Source organism: Aeromonas sp. 82P, assembly GCF_051919365.1.
In the GTDB taxonomy this organism is placed as follows: Bacteria; Pseudomonadota; Gammaproteobacteria; order Enterobacterales; family Aeromonadaceae; genus Aeromonas; species Aeromonas veronii.
The window spans coordinates 4071548-4089854 of record NZ_JBQBEV010000001.1; the positions used below are offsets into that span (position 1 = coordinate 4071548).

18 protein-coding genes are annotated in these 18307 nt (G+C 60.9%); 15 read left to right on the plus strand and 3 right to left on the minus strand.

What is annotated here, in order from left to right; all coding sequences use genetic code 11:
- Positions 1-24: 24 nt before the first annotated feature.
- From hrpB to gloA2, 3 genes are all read left to right on the plus strand, one after another.
- Positions 25-2472 (plus strand): ATP-dependent helicase HrpB, encoded by a 2448-nt coding sequence (gene hrpB / locus ACTG2S_RS18545; protein WP_274160849.1) that lies wholly within the window; start codon positions 25-27, stop codon positions 2470-2472.
- A 73-nt stretch (positions 2473-2545) separates the two neighbouring features.
- Complete coding sequence (gene mrcB / locus ACTG2S_RS18550; RefSeq protein ID WP_042052390.1) at positions 2546-4864, plus strand: penicillin-binding protein 1B; 2319 nt, start codon at positions 2546-2548, stop codon at positions 4862-4864.
- A gap of 58 nt (positions 4865-4922) precedes the next feature.
- On the plus strand, positions 4923-5324 hold the full coding sequence (gene gloA2, locus ACTG2S_RS18555) for an SMU1112c/YaeR family gloxylase I-like metalloprotein (protein ID WP_115544320.1): 402 nt from the start codon (positions 4923-4925) through the stop codon (positions 5322-5324).
- A gap of 78 nt (positions 5325-5402) precedes the next feature.
- Here the strand turns inward: gloA2 and ACTG2S_RS18560 are convergent, their stop codons facing one another.
- The gene (locus ACTG2S_RS18560; RefSeq protein ID WP_005335659.1) at positions 5403-5723 is read right to left on the minus strand and encodes an SMR family transporter; all 321 of its coding nucleotides are present in this window, start codon (positions 5721-5723) and stop codon (positions 5403-5405) included.
- On the minus strand, positions 5720-6106 hold the full coding sequence (locus ACTG2S_RS18565) for a DMT family transporter (protein ID WP_139739808.1): 387 nt from the start codon (positions 6104-6106) through the stop codon (positions 5720-5722). Before ACTG2S_RS18565 ends, ACTG2S_RS18560 begins: the two co-directional genes overlap by 4 nt.
- 158 nt (positions 6107-6264) lie before the next feature.
- Between ACTG2S_RS18565 and ACTG2S_RS18570 the strand changes: the two genes are divergently transcribed.
- The 3 genes from ACTG2S_RS18570 to ppa all read left to right on the plus strand — a co-directional run bounded on the left by ACTG2S_RS18570 (position 6265) and on the right by ppa (position 9583).
- Positions 6265-7146, plus strand: coding sequence for a LysR family transcriptional regulator (locus tag ACTG2S_RS18570; RefSeq protein ID WP_021229560.1), 882 nt, complete (start codon positions 6265-6267; stop codon positions 7144-7146).
- A 109-nt stretch (positions 7147-7255) separates the two neighbouring features.
- The gene (locus ACTG2S_RS18575; RefSeq protein ID WP_236356782.1) at positions 7256-8836 is read left to right on the plus strand and encodes a DUF3369 domain-containing protein; all 1581 of its coding nucleotides are present in this window, start codon (positions 7256-7258) and stop codon (positions 8834-8836) included.
- A 216-nt stretch (positions 8837-9052) separates the two neighbouring features.
- Entirely contained in the window at positions 9053-9583 is a 531-nt protein-coding gene (gene ppa, locus ACTG2S_RS18580) for an inorganic diphosphatase (RefSeq protein ID WP_005335667.1), read from the plus strand.
- A 28-nt stretch (positions 9584-9611) separates the two neighbouring features.
- Here the strand turns inward: ppa and ACTG2S_RS18585 are convergent, their stop codons facing one another.
- The gene (locus ACTG2S_RS18585; protein ID WP_076492509.1) at positions 9612-9959 is read right to left on the minus strand and encodes a hypothetical protein; all 348 of its coding nucleotides are present in this window, start codon (positions 9957-9959) and stop codon (positions 9612-9614) included.
- A gap of 139 nt (positions 9960-10098) precedes the next feature.
- Here ACTG2S_RS18585 and ACTG2S_RS18590 point away from each other — a divergent pair, with 139 nt between their 5' ends.
- The 9 genes from ACTG2S_RS18590 to ACTG2S_RS18630 all read left to right on the plus strand — a co-directional run bounded on the left by ACTG2S_RS18590 (position 10099) and on the right by ACTG2S_RS18630 (position 18050).
- The gene (locus ACTG2S_RS18590; RefSeq protein ID WP_043821720.1) at positions 10099-10989 is read left to right on the plus strand and encodes a hypothetical protein; all 891 of its coding nucleotides are present in this window, start codon (positions 10099-10101) and stop codon (positions 10987-10989) included.
- A 220-nt stretch (positions 10990-11209) separates the two neighbouring features.
- On the plus strand, positions 11210-11752 hold the full coding sequence (locus tag ACTG2S_RS18595) for a YtfJ family protein (protein WP_005343253.1): 543 nt from the start codon (positions 11210-11212) through the stop codon (positions 11750-11752).
- Between the two features lie 44 nt (positions 11753-11796).
- A complete protein-coding gene (locus tag ACTG2S_RS18600) occupies positions 11797-12096 on the plus strand; it encodes a DUF2607 family protein (RefSeq protein ID WP_042063149.1) in 300 nt (99 codons plus the stop codon).
- Between the two features lie 31 nt (positions 12097-12127).
- A complete protein-coding gene (locus ACTG2S_RS18605; protein ID WP_407970039.1) occupies positions 12128-12730 on the plus strand; it encodes a DUF2796 domain-containing protein in 603 nt (200 codons plus the stop codon).
- Between the two features lie 4 nt (positions 12731-12734).
- Positions 12735-13424 (plus strand): ABC transporter ATP-binding protein, encoded by a 690-nt coding sequence (locus ACTG2S_RS18610; RefSeq protein WP_005335686.1) that lies wholly within the window; start codon positions 12735-12737, stop codon positions 13422-13424.
- Positions 13418-14665 carry an ABC transporter permease gene (locus ACTG2S_RS18615; RefSeq protein ID WP_005354695.1) on the plus strand — a complete coding sequence of 416 codons (1248 nt, stop codon included), beginning with the start codon at positions 13418-13420 and terminating at the stop codon, positions 14663-14665. Before ACTG2S_RS18610 ends, ACTG2S_RS18615 begins: the two co-directional genes overlap by 7 nt.
- Positions 14666-14697: 32 nt before the next feature.
- Complete coding sequence (locus ACTG2S_RS18620; RefSeq protein WP_026034852.1) at positions 14698-15171, plus strand: DUF3299 domain-containing protein; 474 nt, start codon at positions 14698-14700, stop codon at positions 15169-15171.
- Between the two features lie 104 nt (positions 15172-15275).
- Positions 15276-16136 carry a TIGR03899 family protein gene (locus tag ACTG2S_RS18625; protein WP_047439578.1) on the plus strand — a complete coding sequence of 287 codons (861 nt, stop codon included), beginning with the start codon at positions 15276-15278 and terminating at the stop codon, positions 16134-16136.
- A gap of 276 nt (positions 16137-16412) precedes the next feature.
- Positions 16413-18050: a methyl-accepting chemotaxis protein gene (locus ACTG2S_RS18630; RefSeq protein ID WP_439983092.1), complete on the plus strand. Its 1638-nt coding sequence runs from the start codon at positions 16413-16415 to the stop codon at positions 18048-18050.
- Positions 18051-18307 lie beyond the last annotated feature (257 nt).

Consider the following 18307-nt stretch of genomic DNA (forward strand, 5'->3'; position numbering starts at 1 on the left):
TTGCCACAGAAGGTGCTCATCGCTTTGTCCCAGCTCCCCATCGTTTCGGTATTGCCCGAACTCTTTGCCGCCCTCAACAGCCACACCAGCGTGCTCCTGCAGGCGCCCCCCGGCGCGGGCAAATCGACCCTGCTGCCGCTGGAGCTGGTGCGTCAGAACCGGCTGCCCGGCCGCATCATCATGCTGGAACCAAGACGTCTCGCGGCACGCAATATCGCCACTTTTCTGGCGCGCCAGCTGGGGGAGAAGATGGGCGAGCGCATCGGCCTGCGAGTGCGTGGCGAGAGCCGCACCAGCTCAGCGACCCGGCTCGAGATCGTCACCGAAGGGGTGCTGACCCGGATGTTGCAGCAGGACCCTGAGCTGACTGGCGTCTCGCTGGTGATCTTCGATGAGTTCCATGAACGCAGCCTGCACGCCGATACCGCGCTGGCCTTCGCCATCGAGAGCCAGCAGGGATTGCGCGATGACCTCAAGCTCCTGGTGATGTCCGCGACCCTGGATGGCATGGCACTCGAGACCTTGCTGCCGGATGCCCCTGTGGTTCGCTCCGAAGGGCGCGGTTTCCCCATCGACTACCACTACCGCCCCGCCAATCGCCAGCAGTGGCTGGAGCCGCAGGTCGGCGCCGTGGTACTCGAAGCGCTGGCCGAGCAAGATGGCAGCCTACTGGTCTTTCTGCCGGGACAGGGTGAGATCGAGCGGCTGGCGCAATGGCTGGCAGACAAACTGCCGGACGACGTGACCCTCGCCCCCCTCTACGGCCGCCTCGATATGGCGGCGCAGCAGGCGGCCATCGAACCGGCGCCTGCGGGCCGCCGTAAGCTGGTGCTCACCACCAATGTGGCGGAGACCTCCCTCACCATCGAAGGGGTCTCTGTCGTTATCGACAGCGGGCTGGAACGACGGGCCTCCTATGATTTGAAAAGCGGTGTCACCCGACTGGAGACCCGCCAGATAGCCAAATCCTCCGCCACCCAGCGGGCAGGCCGCGCCGGTCGCCTCGGCCCCGGTATCTGCTACCGGCTCTGGAGCAGCGAGGTGCAGGAGCGGCTCGCCGAGCAGAGCCCGCCAGATATTCTCACTCAGGAGCTGACCGGCCTGCTGATAGATGCCGCCCAGTGGGGCGCCAAGGTAGAAGATCTGCCGCTTCTCGATATGCCTCCCGCCGCCGCGGTGGCCAGCGCCCAGAGGTTGCTGGTGGCCCTTGGCGCCATGAAGCCGGAGGGTGAGCAACAACTCACTCCCGCTGGCCGCGCCATGGCCGCCTTCGGTACTCACCCTCGCCTCGCTCGCATGCTGCTGCGCGCCCGCGAGCTGGAAGCTGAAGGTCTGACAGGGATTGTCGCCGATGCCGCTTATCTGGTGGCGTTGCAGGAAGAAGATCTGCGAGGATCAGAGCGCCTCTCTGTGTTGTTCCACCGCCGTCAAAGCGCCCTGCGCCAGAACGCTGCCCGCTGGTTTGAACGGCTTGGCGTGCGCCCTGCCAATGCGCAGGGTCAGTGGCTGGGGCTACTCTGTGCTATCGCCTGGCCGGATCGCATCGGCAAACTGCGTAGCGGCAGTCGCTATCAACTCAGTGGTGGGGTTAGCTGCGATCTGGTAGAAGGTCATCCCTGTGAGGGACAAGCCGCCCTTATCGCCATCGAGATGGGGCAGAACGAGCGCGGTAGCCGCATTTTTATCGCCGAACCGGTCGATCTGGACGAGCTGGTACGCCTGCTGCCGGAGCTGGTGAGCGAACGGCAGTGGTTCGACTGGGATGAGCGGGAAGAGCGGGTGCGCGCCGAGCGCCAGCAGGTGATCGGCGAGCTGGTGCTGAACCAGCGACCGCTGACCGAACTCTCTGACGAGCAGAAAGGGCGCTGCCTGCTGCAAGGCATTCGCCGCAAGGGGCTGCATGTGCTGCCGTGGGACGAGAGCAGCGAAGGGCTGCTGGCCCGTCTGCGCTGCGCCCGCGACTGGCTGCCCGATGAGGGGTGGCCCGCTATGGATGAGGAAAATTTGCTGGCCACGCTGGAACAGTGGCTGCTGCCAGCGGTGAGCGGCATGACCCGGCTGGAGCAGTTGAAAAAGCTCAATATGAGCGACATCCTGCGCCAATCCCTGCCCTGGCCGTTGCCCAAACGGCTGGACGAGGCGCTGCCGAGCCACTTTGCGGCACCGACCGGCAGCCGGGTGCGGATCCGCTATCAACCGGGGCAGGCACCGGTAATCCCGGTGCGCATTCAGGAGATGTTCGGGCAAGGTTCGACCCCCTGCGTGGCCGATGGCCGGGTGCCGCTGGTGGTGGAGCTGCTCTCCCCCGCCCAGCGACCGCTGCAGATCACCGCCGATCTGGCCGCCTTCTGGGCTGGATCCTACGAGCAGGTGAAGAAAGAGATGAAGGGGCGCTATCCCCGCCACTACTGGCCGGATAATCCACTGGAGGCGATGCCGACCAGGGTCACCAAAAAGAAGATGGGCATCTAGGTTCGACGGGTTAATCCCGCTCGGACGTTCGCGAATGCGACATAACAAGCAGAAAGGAAAGCAAAGAGGATTTATGGCAACCCAACGACGCAAGCGTGCCCCCAAGAAGGCAGCGCCCAAACGCACCATCTGGCGCAAGCTGTTCTGGCTTGGCTTCAAGCTCTCTCTGGTGGTGGCGGCCTTTATGGTGGTGTTTGGCATCTACCTCGATACCAAGGTGCGCGAGCGCTTCGATGGCGAGAAGTGGCAGCTGCCGGTGATGGTCTACAGCCGCCCGCTGGAGCTCTATCCCAGCCAGCGCCTGTCGCGGGACCAGATGCTGCGCGAGCTCAACATGCTGAGCTACAAGCAGGTGCGCCAGCCTCACACGCCGGGTGAATACACCATCAACGGCAACCGCATCGAGCTGATTCGCCGTCCGTTCGAATTCTATGATGGCGCCGATGGAGCCCGCGGCCTGCGCCTCACCTTCAACGGCCCGCGCCTTGAGGGGATCCAGTCGCTGGAGAACCAGCGCCAGCTCGGTTACGCCCAGATGGACCCGGTGCTGCTCGATCGCCTCAATACCGAAGATCGGGAAGATCGCCTGCTGGTGCGTATCGCCGAAGTGCCCGACAGCCTACTGGTGACCCTGCTCACCACCGAGGATCGCGACTTCTACCAGCATGGCGGCGTCTCGCCAGTGGCCATCATGCGCGCCATGTTCGCCAACCTGATCGCGGGTCGCACCGTGCAGGGGGGCAGTACCCTGACCCAGCAGCTGGCCAAAAACTTCTTCCTGACCCGTGAGCGCAGCCTGTGGCGAAAACTGCAGGAAGCCTATATGGCGGTGCTGATCGACTATCGCTACAGCAAGGACGAGATCCTAGAATCCTACCTCAACGAGGTCTATCTGGGGCAGAACTTCTCGCAAGGGGTCTACGGCTTCGGGCTTGCCTCCTACTTCTACTTCGGCATTCCGGTCAACGAGCTGGATATCGATCAGGTGGCCCTGCTGGTCGGTCTGGTGAAAGGCCCCTCCTATTACGACCCATGGCGCTTCCCGGAGCGGGCCAAGACCCGCCGTGATCTGGTGCTGAAGCTGCTGATGGATCACGGCAGCCTGACCCAGGCCGAGTATGAACTGGCCAGCCGCCAGCCCCTCGGCATCATCGCCCGCGGCCAGATGAGCTATGGCCGCACCCCGGCCTTTATGGGACTGCTCAAGCGAGAGATCCAGAGCCGCTTCGGCGCCGATCTGCTCAAGCAGTCTGGCCTCAAGATCTTCACCAGCCTCGACCCTATCGCCCAGCATGCGGCCGAGCGCGCGGTCGAATCGGGCCTCGCCGATATCGAGAAACTGCGCGGCAAAAAGAAGCTGGAGGCGGCCATGGTGGTCTCCGACTGGCACAAGGGCGAAGTGGTCGCGCTGGTGGGGGGCCGCGATCCCCGCTACGCCGGGTTCAACCGGGCGCTGGATGCCCGCCGCCAGATCGGCTCGCTGGTGAAACCGGCGGTCTACCTGACCGGTCTCTCCAACGGCCTGACCCTGGCAACCCCACTCAAAGATCAGCCGATCCGTATTCGCGGTCAGGATGGTCAGGTCTGGACGCCGCAAAACTACGATCGCAAGTTCCGCCAGAGCGTGCCGCTGATGGATGCGCTGGCCAGCTCCCTCAACGTGCCGACCGTCAATCTGGGTCTGCAGGTGGGGCTGGAGAAGGTTGTCGATACCCTGCACAAGCTAGGAGTCCAGCAGGAGATCCAGCCCTACCCGTCGCTGGTGCTGGGGGCGGTGGCCCTCTCCCCGCTGGAGGTGAACCAGATGTATCTGCCCATTGCCAATCAGGGGCTCACCCAGCCGTTGTCGGCCATTCGCGCCGTGGTGAACGGGGATGGCAGCCTGCTCTATCAGCATGATCAGACCGCCAAGCGGGTCACCGACCAGCAAGCAAGCTGGCTGACCCTGTTCGCCATGACCAAGACGGTGAGTCAGGGCACGGCCCGCGCGCTCAGTGCCAAGTTCCCCGGCGCCACCATGGCGGCCAAGACAGGTACCACCAACGAGCTGCGCGACTCCTGGTTTGCCGGGATGGACAACAACGAGCTGGTCAGTATCTGGGTCGGTCGCGACGACAACACCCCGGCGGGCTTGACCGGTGCCAGCGGTGCCCTGCAGCTCTTTAGCGGCTACATGAGCCAGCGCGGCGTCAACAGTCTGGGATTGAAGATGCCGGAAGGGGTCACCTGGGCCAACTTCTCCCGCGCCAGCGGCACCCGCGTCACCAGCGACTGCCCGGGCAGCCTGCAGGTGCCGGCCAAGGCATCCACCATGGGCTCCCCGGCCGGCTGCGCCAGCAGCGCGACGCCGCGCAGCGCGCTGGATGACTGGTTCGGCGGTTTCTTCAACTAGATCAACGACACGGGCAGCGCAGGCTGCCCGTTCACTATGCTGCTGACAAGGAAACACCATGACCTTTCCGCTGTTTGACGCCATCCACCATGTGGCCATCATCGCTAGCGATTACCCACGCTCGCGCCACTTCTACCACGAGGTGCTGGGGCTGCCCATCATCGCCGAGACCCTGCGCGAAGCACGCCAGTCGTGGAAACTGGATCTGGCCCTGCCGGACGGCAGCCAGCTGGAGCTGTTCAGCTTCCCCTCGCCTCCCGAGCGCCCCTCCCGCCCCGAGGCGTGCGGCCTGCGCCATCTCGCCTTTCGGGTCAGCGACCTTGACCGGGTCATCGCCCACCTGCGAGCCCATCGGGTCGAGGTAGAGCCGGTACGGGTGGACGAGCTGACCGGCAAGCGCTTTACCTTCTTCGCCGACCCAGACGGCCTGCCGCTGGAGCTCTACGAAGCGCCGCGCTGAGCCTGCATCGACCAAGCAATCAGCCAAACAACAGCCGCCCGGTTGCTACCGGGCGGCTTTTCTTATTGCTTCAGGTCATCAAGCGGTAGTCAGCATAACGACAGCCAGCGCCATCACCATCATGCCAGCCCAACCGATGGGCTTGAGCCGCTCACCGAAGAAGAGCAAACCGCCCAGCGCCGTACCGACGATGCCGATAGCCCCCCAGGTGGCGTAGGCAACAGCCAGGTCAATCTGGCCGCCACTTACCGCTTCCGAGAGCAGGGTAAAGGCGCCGAGTACCAGCATGATCCCCAGGAAGCCCCACCCCTTGTAACGAAAGCCTTTGGAGCGGTTGATAGCCATGTTGGCGCCAATATCGATCAGTGCGGCACCCAGTACAATCACAAACGGACTCATGCTGTGGCCTCCGCTTCTACTGACTTGTCTGCGGGCTCATCATGGGTCTCCCCCATGGTCACCATAACAATCCCCACTATCGCGAGAGCCAGGCCAATCAGCTCCTGAACGGTCACATCGTAACCAAGGAACATGACCGACACTATGGTGATCAAGGAGATCCCGAGCCCCTCCCAAAGCGCAAACGCAATACCAATGGAGATTGTTTTGGCGGCTTTCGCCAGCAACCAGTACGAGAAGCCGATCAACAGCCACATCGGGATGTAATTCATCCAGCCAGCTCCCTGCTCGGGGATCATGGCCATGCTGGAGGTACCGGCGACCTCGGTCACGATGGCGCCGGTCAAAAACAGCCGGGCCAGAAACATACGACTTAATAACATATAAGATGCCTTTGTTGCTTCGACGGGAGAGATGGTAAACGGGGAGAAGCAACTCGCGACAATCGCTCAGCGTCGATTATTCCGACGCCACAGGTTTGCCTTGCCTTGGTTCGGCACGCTAAGGTGATGGTGAAAAACTCCGCCACAGCCTGTAAAAGATGAAGCTATATCAAATAGAACTCTTTGTAGAGTCCGCCAATAGCGGCTCTATTGCCAACACCGCCCGTCGCCTCGGCAAAAGCCGCAGCGCCGTCAGCACCTCCATCGCGGCGCTGGAAGTTGAGCTTGGCGTCGAACTTTTTGAACGAGGTGCCAATCAGAGTCGCCTGACCGAGATCGGCGAGCTGGTGCTGGATGATTGCACCCGCCTGCTGCAGGCAGCCAACAGCCTGCAGCAGAAGTGCAAACATTACGCCTCGGGGGCCGAAGTGGCGCTGCGGGTCGCCCGCGATGACGCGATTCCCGAGCCGGTATGGCGCGAGATGCTGGCCAGCCTGCACAATCAGTTTCCCGGCACCAGTATCTCGCTGGTGCTCGCCTCCCCACCCGAACTACCGGCGCTGGTGGAAGAGGGGTTCGTCGATGCCGCCTTTGGCCTTATCACCGAGGATCAGGAGCGCAGCGGCCTCAATATCGACGTGCTCAACCCGATCCGCACCCTGATGGTGGTGGCCCCCAGCCATCCGCTGGCCGGACTGAAGCGGGTCAAACAGCAGGACCTGACCGATCACACCCAGGTCACCCTCTCGTATGTAGATGAATTTTCTGTAAAAAGCCTGCTACCTGTGGGAGGCCAGCATATCGGTCTCTCCAGCTTCGAGTTGATGCGCAATGCGGTACTGGACGGGCTGGGCTGGGCAGTGCTCCCCTCGCCGCTGATCCAGAGTCAGCTGCGACAAGGCTCCCTGCTGACTCTGAAACACAAGTTCAGCCTGCAGTGGCGGGATTACGGGGTCTATCTGGCGGAAAACGCCTATCACGGCAAGGTGTTGGCCTGGTTGAAGAAGTCGATCCAGGGGTATCTGGAGCCTTTCGAGTAGCGATAAAGAGGCGGAGCCAGCTCACGATATCTACTTATCCTGATGATCCGAGAGGATGTGATCGTGCATACTGTTCACATACTCATTGAGCGCCGGAGGCGTAACCGATATGAGCAGTGCCCAAGACAAGGACGATATCTTGCTGGACGACGACATCATCGAACTCGATGATGAGGAGGTCGTGGTCCCCAAGGCACTCAACCCATGGCAAGTGCTGATCGTGGATGATGAGCCGGATATCCATCATGCCACCCGCCTGGCCCTCTCCAACATTCATTACAAATCCCGTCCGCTGGAGCTGCTCAATGCCTACAGCGGCGCCGAAGCTGGCCGCATGCTGGAGGCCAATCCCAGGATTGCGCTGATCCTGCTCGATGTGGTGATGGAGACCGAAGACGCAGGTCTGCGGCTGGTGCACCGGATCCGCAACGAAATGCACAACTCGCTGGTGCGGATCGTGCTGCGTACCGGCCAACCCGGCCAAGCCCCCGAGCAGCGGGTGATCCTCGATTACGACATCAATGACTACAAGACCAAGACCGAGCTGACGGTACAAAAGCTGTACACCACCGTCATCGCATCCCTGCGTTCATACGAAACCCTCAGTGCCATCGACAAGAGCCGTCAGGGGCTCGGCAAAATTCTGGAAGGAGCGGGCGATCTCTACCATCTTCATTCACTCAAGGAGTTTGCCTCCGGCGTGCTGAAACAGATCAGCGCCATTCTCGATGTGGGCACCGAAGGGGCTATCTGCGCCGAGCGCCGTCCCGGCGAACAGGGGCTGGAGATCCTCGCCGCCACCGGCGACTACGAGACTCTGCTGGATGATGGCAAGATCACCGACTTCCCCACCCTCAATGACTCGGTCATGAAGGCACTGGCGGCGCGCTGCAACCGCTTTGAACACCCGCAGGACTCCCTCTATATCGCCGCCCAGAATGGTCGCGAGTTCGTGCTGAGTTTTACCCCGACCCAGCCTCTCGATCCCCTCGAGTGCGATCTGCTGGATGTCTTCTGCCAGCGCATCTCGGCGGCCTACGACAACCTCTATCTCTACAACCAATTGCTGCGCGCCCAGGAGGCCACCGTGGTGGCGCTGGCGGCGCTGGCGGAGTTCCGCGACTCCGATACCGGCGAGCATGTCTTGCGGGTACAGAAGCTCTCGGATGCCATCGTGGCCGAATTGAAGAAGATGGCGGCCTATCCTGAGCAGCTGACCCCGGAGTTTGTCGAGATGATCGGCATGGCCTCCATCCTGCACGATGTGGGCAAGGTGGGCACCCCGGACCATATCCTGCACAAGCCGGGGCGTTTCGACCCGGAAGAGCGGGCCATCATGGAGCAGCACGCCGGTATCGGCGCCAATATCCTGCACAAGGCGGGTGAAATGGTGGAGGGAACCAGCTACCTCTCTCTCGGCGCCGAAATCGCTCGGGGCCACCATGAACACTTCGATGGCAAGGGCTACCCGCAGCAGCTGGCTGGTCAGCAGATCCCGCTGTCGGCGCGGATTGTGGCGGTAGTCGATGTATTCGATGCCCTACTCAGCAAGCGCCCCTACAAGGAGCCCTGGACGCTGGCGCAGACCATGGAGTATATCCAGTCCCGCTCCGGCACCCAGTTTGACCCTCATGTAGTGACAGCCCTGTCGCGACTGGTCAACGAATCGAGACTCCCCTACTCGCTCTGACCCCCTTTACTCGCAACTCCACATGCCCTGCCGGTGACCAAGGTCAGCGGCAGGGCATCAAAACAGCCGTTTTGTTGCATCCCGCACACATCAAAGTGCCGCAAAGCGGAAACATCCCCCTTCTTTGTTAGCGATATCCGCTGAAATATGGTCATTTAACATCACATCGCTATAATATCGGCCTGCAAACCTGATACTAACAACGAAGGAATTATCATGAGCCTGAACCTGGTACCGGCTGGCAAGAGCCTGCCCGACGATATCTATGTCATCATCGAAATCCCGCAGAATGCCGACCCGATCAAATACGAAGTCGACAAGGACAGCGGTGCTATTTTCGTCGATCGCTTCATGTCTACCCCGATGTTCTATCCGTGCAACTACGGCTACGTGAACGCGACTCTCTCTCTGGATGGTGACCCCGTCGACGTACTGGTTCCGACCCCCTACCCGCTGCTGGCCGGTTCCGTCATTCGCTGCCGCCCGGTTGGCGTGCTGAAGATGACCGACGAATCTGGCGAAGATGCCAAGATCGTTGCAGTACCACACTCCAAGCTGACCAAGCAGTACGACCACATCCAGGATGTGAACGATCTGCCGGAACTGCTGAAAGCCCAGATCCAGCACTTCTTCGAGCGCTACAAAGAGCTGGAAGCGGGCAAATGGGTCAAGGTGGAAGGTTGGGGCGACAAGGCCGCTGCCGAAGCCGAGATCAAAACCTCTGCCGAGCGTTACGCTGCCAAGTAAGCATCACTCGGCTTGTAAAAAAGGCGCCTTATGGCGCCTTTTTTGTCGGTGTTTGCGGCAGCTGACCGGCTGCATCTCCGGCAGGATTGCCCTGAATGTATATTTCACGGCCATCTTTCTGGTAGGGACGATAGTAATCACCGCCACAGCGATAGCCGCCGCCAGGCTGGCTCATCAGCTCGCAGTTGACTGGCAACACCTCCAGCCACTTGATGGCCTGCTGATAGCGCAACCACTCCTGCCATTCGTGCTCGCGTGCCAGCTGATCACGCAGGGCAAAGGTATCCGCAATGGACATCCCCTTGTTGACGATCACTTGACCCGCCATGGCTGGCAGGCTGAGCAGCCCAAACAGCACTATGATCCAAGGCTTCATAACCCCTCCAGAGTGACTTAATTTCACAATTAAATTAAAAGTCACATCAATCTGTTATCCAGATCACAAAACGAAACATCACCAAAGTGGTGCCGGCTCACCTAGTTGTTAATTATCGTCCACGGCAGGAAGCACCACCATGAAGCTGACCCCCGCGCTGTTGCTCAGCCTCACTCTCTGCACCACTCTTGGTGCTACAAGCAACGCCAGCGAGATCAACATGAGCTGGCAGTGGCAATCCACCGATGGCCAGCGAAAGCACTTCCAGCTGACCACCGACGATCAGGTGATGGCCGCCAGTCGCCACGAGATGAGCCTGCTGAAGGCTTCCCTCACCAATCCGCTGGAGACCCTTTACGCCTACATCAGCCCGCGGCTCTACAACAGCATCAACCTGATCAACCAGAGCAGCCCCGAGACCGCGACCAAATTTCGCAATCTGGAGCAGGCCTTCACCCTACGGGACGACAGCATGGAGTCGATGCTGTTTTGGCAAGCCTACCAGCAGTATCAGGAGGATGCCTTCTACCAGATGAGGGTGATCCCCTGCGTCCATCCTGCCAATCGCAAACTGCCTTGCGTGCGACCCGATTACTCCCAGCTCTTCTACCACTTCAAAGGGCACCTCAAGCCACTGGCGCAGCAATTTGCGGCCAAGGATCTCGCCACCAGCGTCAGCCTGCTGCAGGAGTGGCTGAACGCCATCCCCACCCAGCCGGAGCAGCTGGATCACTTCGCGCCGCCGCTGCAGGCGTTGCAGGATAACAAGGCCGACAGCGACGAGAAGGCGCTGCTGATGGCCAGTCTGCTTGCGGAGCTGGCGCCGCAATATGTGCTCAGCATCATCTATCCGGATATTAGCATCGGCAGCGTCTCCCCTGCCTGGCTGGCCATTACGGCAGACAGTGGCGTACCCGGTGATGTGGTGGTGATCAACAATCAGCGTCATGTGCTGCTGACCGGCTCGTCCCTGCTGGCCCAGCAGATGACTATGGCCAAGATCCCCCTCATCAGCGAGTCGCTCTACTGACGCAGACAGCTCAGACCAGCAGCCAATTCATTGATTTTTATCGATGTCATGCCATCCTAGCCGCCCTTGCCAGCCAACCACCTGACTGGCGGGGCGCCGACGCTTCTGAATTGCGATCTTATTTAACACTTTTTAAACAGATCCGATCGGTTTAGGATGAAGCTCGCCCATTCCCTCAATCCGAAACTCGTTATAACATAACAAATGGAGTGTCATCAGGATGAAACATCTCGTACTTACTTTGGCGCTGCTGCCATCTCTGGTCTTTGCTCACAACTTCAAGGATGGCAACCCGGTGCCGCTGGTCAATGTCAGCGACAAGGGTGAGCTGGTACTGAACGGCAAGGATATCGGTTACCAGCCGTGGCAGAGCACCTCGCTCACCGGCAAGGTATTCCTGATCCAGCATATTGCCGGTCGCTCCAGTGCCAAGGAGCTGAACGCCCCGATGATCGAGGCGATCAAGGCCGCCAAGTTGCCGCAAGACAAGTACCAGACCGTTACCGTCATCAACAGCAATGACGCCATCTGGGGCACCTCCGGCTTCGTGAAGAGCAGTGCCGAGGACAGCAAGAAAGAGTTCCCATGGTCCGCCATGGTGCTGGATGCCAAGGGCATGGCGCGCAACGCCTGGGATCTGACGCCGGAAAGCTCGGCGATCATCCTGCTGGATAAAGAGGGCAAGGTGCTGTTTGCCAAAGATGGCCAGCTCGATGCCAACAACATTGCTACCGTGATGGGGCTCATCAAGTCCCATCTCTAAGTCAGAGAGAAAGGGCGCTGATGGCGCCCTTTCCATAAGGGTCTATGGGTCGTATCAAGCTGAAAATCTGGATCTTGCTGCTGGGCTGGTTATGGCTGCAGCCTGCCCTTGCCCGGCACCAGTTTGAATCCGCCCTGCCCGGCCACGACGACCATCACTGTCTGGTTTGCGCCCTCCATCTGGATGGCAAGCAGGTCATCACGGCTACCCCCTATTGTTTCCCCGGTTCAAGCTCTGTTCTGCCCGTCGTTGCAACCATGCAACGCTCGGCGGATACCGCCACGTTTCACAGCTATGCCATCCGTGCGCCGCCCGCCTCTACTTTTCTCTATCCCTTTGTTTAATTTCGCTATTTGTTTTGAAAAAGGATTAAAGATGAAAGCAGTTACTCTGTTGCTGGCCGCAGCGGCCTTTGGCGCACACGCAAATCACGACGAACACGAGAGCCACAGCCACGGCGCCCACGAGCATGGCCACGGCCACCTCAATCTGGTGGTCGATGGCGACCAATTGATGATCGAGCTGCAGGCACCCGCAGCCGATCTGGTGGGCTTCGAGCACGCCGCCAAGAGCGATGAAGAGAAGGCGCAGTATGCCAAGGCGGTCGCCCGCCTCCAGCAGCCTGACGCCCTGTTCCGCTTCGACCCGGCGGCGGGCTGCAAACTGACCCAGCAGGAGCTGCAAGCCGCCAAAGAAGATCATGATCATGACCATGACCATGACCATGACCATGACCATGACCATGACAAGGCTGCCAGCGACAAACATGAAGACCACCATGATCATGACGAAGCGGGCCACGCCGATATGGGCGCCATGTACACCTACACCTGCGCTACACCAGCCAAACTGACCGGCCTCGAGGCAACCCTGTTCAGCGTCTATCCGAGCCTTGAGAAGCTGAGCGTGCAGGGGATCTTGCCCACCGGCCAGACCGCTGGCGAGCTGACCCCGTCCGCCAACAAGCTGAGCTGGTAACGCCATGAAAAAAGCCGTGGTTGAGATCCGCGATCTGGCCTTTGCTTGGCCAGGTGGCGACGCTGTACTCGATCTGCCCGCCCTCACCATCCGCGAGGGTGAGCGGGTCTTTATCAAGGGCCCGTCGGGCTCTGGCAAGTCGACCCTGCTCGGGTTGCTGGCCGGGATCCAGACCGCCAACCACGGCACCCTGGAGGTGCTGGGCCAACCATTGGCCCGGCTCTCTGGCCGTGCCCGTGACCACTTCCGGGCGGCCAATCTGGGTTATATCTTCCAGCAGTTCAATCTGCTGCCCTTTCTCTCGGTGCAGGACAACGTGACCGCGGCCCTCACCTTCTCGCCCGCCAAACGGGCCCGTCTGCAAGGGAGTCCGGAGCAGGAGGCGCGCCGTCTGCTGGCGGAGCTGCAACTGCCGGACGACGCGCTGCACAGACCCGTCCATGCCCTCAGCATTGGCCAGCAGCAGCGGGTTGCTGCCGCACGGGCGCTGATCGGCTCGCCGCCACTGGTGATCGCCGACGAGCCCACCTCGGCACTCGACACCGACAACCGGGCGGCCTTTATCAAGCTGTTGTTCGAGGAGTGCGACAAGCAGGGCTCGACCCTGATCTTCGTCAGCCACGACCCTTATCTCGAACCCCTGTTCCCGCGGGTCGAAAACCTGCAACAGCTCAACCGGAGGGCATCATGCTAAAGCTCGCCCTGCAAAGTCTCTGGGCCCGCCGCCTTACCGCCGGGCTCACCCTGCTGGCCGTCGCCATCAGCGTCACCCTGCTGCTTGGGGTGGAGCGGGTGCGCACCCAGGCCCGCGAAAGCTTCTCCAACACCGTCTCGGGAACCGATCTCATCGTCGGCGCCCGCTCCGGTCAGGTGAACCTTCTGCTCTACTCGGTGTTTCGCATCGGCAACCCCACCAACAACGTGGGGTGGGACTCCTATCAGGCCATCAAGCAGAAACCGGGCGTAGCCTGGACCATCCCGCTCTCCCTTGGCGACTCCCACAAGGGATTTCGGGTGCTCGGCACCAATGGCGACTACTTCACCCACCTGAAGTACGGTCAGCAGCAGTCGCTGCAACTGCGGGAAGGGCGGCCTTTCGAGACGCCGTTTGAAGCTGTGCTGGGCGCTCAGGTGGCCGAGAAGCTCGGCTATCACCTCGACCAATCCATCGTCATCGCCCACGGCGCTGGCAACACCTCCTTCAGCCAGCACGACAATCTGCCGTTCAAGGTGGTGGGTATTCTGGCGCCGACCGGTACGCCCATAGATCGCACCATCCATGTGCCGCTGGCGGGGATCGAGGCGATCCATCTCGGTTGGGACACCGGCCGCCACAGCAAGAACGTGACACCGGAGCAGGCGCTGGCGCAGGATCTCACCCCGAAAACCATCACCGCCTTTATGGTGGGGCTGAGCAACCGCATTCTGGCGTTCCAGCTGCAGCGCAGCGTCAACACCTATCCCAAAGAGCCGCTGATGGCGATCCTGCCGGGGGCCGCCCTGCAGGAGCTGTGGAGCCTGATGAGCGTGGCGGAAACCGCCCTCTCGGTCATCGCCGGTTTCGTGGTGGTGGCGGGCCTGATCGGCATGCTGACTACCCTGCTGGCAGGGCTTAACGAACGACGCCGGGAGCTCGCCATCTTGCGATCCCTCGGCGCGGGCCCTGCCCACCTGTTCCTGCTGCTGGCGCTGGAGGCGATGGCGCTGACCACGGTCGGCATCGCTCTCGGCGTCGCCGTGCTCTATCTGGGACAGGGGCTTGCCTCGCCCTGGCTGCTCAGCCACTATGGCCTGCAACTGAGTCTGGGGCTGCCGAGCACCTACGAGTGGCAGTTGCTGGGGGTAGTGTGGCTGGCAGGCATGGTGATCGGCCTGCTCCCTGCCGCCCGCGCTTACCGCTACAGCCTGAGCGATGGTATGAGCATTCGCGTCTAGCGAGACGCCCAAAAATCGAAACAGAAGGACAGATGATGAAGTGGAAAATTGTGGCGCTGCTCGCCAGCCTGCTGGTGCTGCCCGCCCTGGCCGCCGATTACAAAACCATCGACTGGGATGTACTGATCCCGGAAGGGGAAAAACTGCTGCCACCGCCCCAGGTCAATCACGAAGATCCCATGTCGGTGCCGCAACCGGTGGGCGGGGTAAACAAGAAGCTGGACAACCAGGATGTGCGCATTCCGGGCTTCGTGGTGCCGCTGGAAGGGGATGCCAAGAAGATCACCGCCTTCCTGCTGGTGCCCTACTTCGGCGCCTGCATCCATGTGCCGCCGCCCCCCACCAATCAGGTGATCTATGTGAGCTACCCCAAGGGTGCACCGGTGGATGACCTGTGGGATGCCATCTGGGTGAAGGGCAAGATGCGCACGGTCAGCTCCAGTCACGAGATGGCCACCGCCTCCTATTCGATGGAAGCGGTCGAGGTGAGCGTCTACGAGGAGTAATCCTCCCGTTGCAAAAAAAGCGGCCTCCACGGAGGCCGCTTTGTTATCTTGGCATCCCGGTTGGAGTAACATTCAGCTCCAGAACCTGTGCGAATGGAGTCAGCATGGCAGACCTCCCCCCCCCGAAAAAAGAGAGTTCGATCCTGAGCAGCCAGGAGCAAACCCTGCGTCTGGCCCGCAGTCGCGGCATCGACGGCATGCTCACCCGCAACACCGACAGCACCTTCGAACAGCGCGCCACCTTTCGCCATCTGGCGGATCAGGCCGCTCGCCAGCGCAATCTGGAAGCCATCATGGTGATGGCCTCCCGCCACTGCGAAGAGACCGCGGCTGGCGGCGAGATGGACAGCGACTGGCTGACCCGCTTCCTGCAACTGGCGGAAGATATCAGCATGGTGCCGATGCAGCAGCTATGGGGGCGGATCTTCGCGCTGGAAGTCGCCACGCCGGGCCGCTTCTCCATCCGGGCGCTCGCCACCCTCAAAGAGATGACCCAGCGCGAGGCCCAGCTGTTCCAGCGCATCTGTTCACTGACCTGCCACTACACCGGCAGCGACGAGCAGCGACTGCTGCTGGGGCTGCACAAGGGAGCAACCCTGCTGAGTCGTGCCAAGGCAACGCGCCTTGGCCTTGGCAAATACCGACTGCCCTACAACGCCCTGCTGCAACTGTTTGAGCTCGGGCTGCTGCATCGCGCGGAGCTGGAGTCTGGCCCGCTGCCCGCCGATGGAGTCGAGCTGGAGTTCGGCAACCAGCGCTGGCGGCTGCAATGCAAGCAGAACAACATCACCCTGCTCTACTACCGCCTCACCCCGGTGGGCAACGAGCTTGCCCAGCTGCTGCAAGAGTCGCCGCTGGAGGAGTACCTGCAGGATCTGAAAACCGTGCTGGTGCAGGGTATCCAGATTGAAGTGATGCAGCTCGTCAGCGCCCCCTCCTCACCCGCTCCCGACCCTCTCCCCTGATCTCTGGCGGGGCAGCTGATGCCCCGTCGATTCATGGATCCTTCGCATCAAGCTGCTGGCTCCAAGCTCATGGGCTTGTCCAGAATAGGTTGCAAATTGCAGATGCCGCAGAGGCACACCCCGTCTGCTCCGTTGCATATTGCAAACAACCACGCGTTTTTCCTCTCCAAACCTCGCTAATAACACATCAATCATTAGTTTTTGCCAGCTGGCCCGCCCCTTGCACATGTCTTGATGCAGATCAAAATTCAACCACCACAGCTCGGGAGCAAGGCCATGAGAATCAATCAACCGGTTACCCAAAGAGAACGTCTCTATCCAGACCACCAGAGCCTCATCTCCACCACGGATCTGGAGAGCCGCATCACCTACGCCAACGATGAGTTCTGCGATATTGCAGGCTTCTCGCTCGACGAGCTGAAGGGGGAACACCACAATCTGGTGCGCCATCCTGACATGCCGAAACAGGCCTTTGCCGACCTGTGGGGTCACATCAGGGATGGCAAGAGCTGGATGGGGCCGGTGAAAAATCGCTGCAAGAGTGGCGATCACTACTGGGTCAGCGCCTTTGTCACCCCCATCAAGGATGCCAGCGGCCGGGTGGTGGAGTATCAGTCGGTGCGCACCGCCCCGAGCGAGGAGATCAAACAGCGGGCCGAGAAGGTCTATGCCGACCTTCGCAACAACAAGCTGCCGCTGGCGCTCAAGTTGCCCACCTTCTCCCATACCCTGGCCATCAACCTCTGTCTGCTGCTGAGCCTGCTCGCCATGTTTGCCCTGGGCTACAGCCACGATATGAACTGGCAACTGGCGCTGGCCGCCCTGCCGCTGGCGATAGCGGCCATCACCCTGAATGCCCTCTCCCGTCGCCTCGGCAAGCTCAACAAGATGGCCCGCAGCCGCTTTGACAACCCGCTGATGCAGCTGCTCTACACCAACAAGGTGGACAATATCGCCGCCATCGAACTCTCGATGGTTATGAATCAGGCAGAGTTCAACGCCGTGCTGGCCCGCACCCAACAGACCTGCAGCAAGATCCTGCAAGCCGCCGAGGGGGATCTGCGCAACGCCGAGTCCATCACCGACAACCTGCAACAGCAGCAGGCCGAAACCAATCAGGTAGCGACCGCCGTGACCGAGATGTCGGAATCCATTCGCGAGGTGTCACAAAGCTCGACTGACTCCTCCAGCCTGCTGGATGAAACAGCCGTGCTGTTCAAGAGCGGCAACAGTAGCGTGGCCGAAACCGTGGCTGCCGTGGCGGGTATGAACAGCGAACTTATCACCTCCAAGAGCGTGATCAGTGCGCTGGTCGGCCACTGCCGCGATATCGACGGCATCCTCGATGTGATCAACAACATCGCCAACCAGACCAACCTGCTGGCCCTCAATGCCGCCATCGAAGCGGCCCGGGCTGGCGAAGCGGGTCGCGGCTTCTCGGTAGTGGCCGACGAGATCCGCACCCTCGCCATCAAGACCCAATCCTCGACCAGCGAGATCCAGAAGATGATCACCGAGCTGCAAACCAGCGCCGGGGATGCAGAGCAGGCGATGGAGAAGGGCTGCCAACTTGCCGACAGTTGCCAGCAGAAGGCCACCGCGACCGGCACCATACTCCAGCAGATCAACAACATGTTGCAGCAGGTCGCCTCCGGCAGTAGCCAGATTGCCCAGGCGGTGCAGGAGCAGTCCCACGTTACCGCCGAGATCAACCGCAACGTGCTCAGCATCAAGACCCTGGCCGATGACTCCAGCGTGGGCAGCCAGCACGCCGTGCACGGCATCACCCAGCTGGTCAACCAGTTAAGCGATCTCGACCGGCTGGTACGCCAGTTCCAGAAGGGCGCTCCGGCAACCCAAAGCCGCTACGAAGTGGCCGCCACCCGCGCCGTGCCGGTTCGCCAAGCCAGATAACAACTACCCAAACCATCACCTCAGACAAACCCTATGGGCCCAAGGGCCCATAGGGTTTTTTAGTGTCCACCAACAAGAGGACGATACTCCCGCTTTCACCGTCCGATTTTCCCCAGCTCTGATGGACGCATCTGTTGAAAATTCATATCGCCCCCGTAACTGAGTAGTTTGTTGATCTTGCTCAGGAAATTTTCCACATCTACTTTCTTCCGCAGCCCCATTCGGTAACATAGCCGCTTGGCAACCTCTCGCAGGAG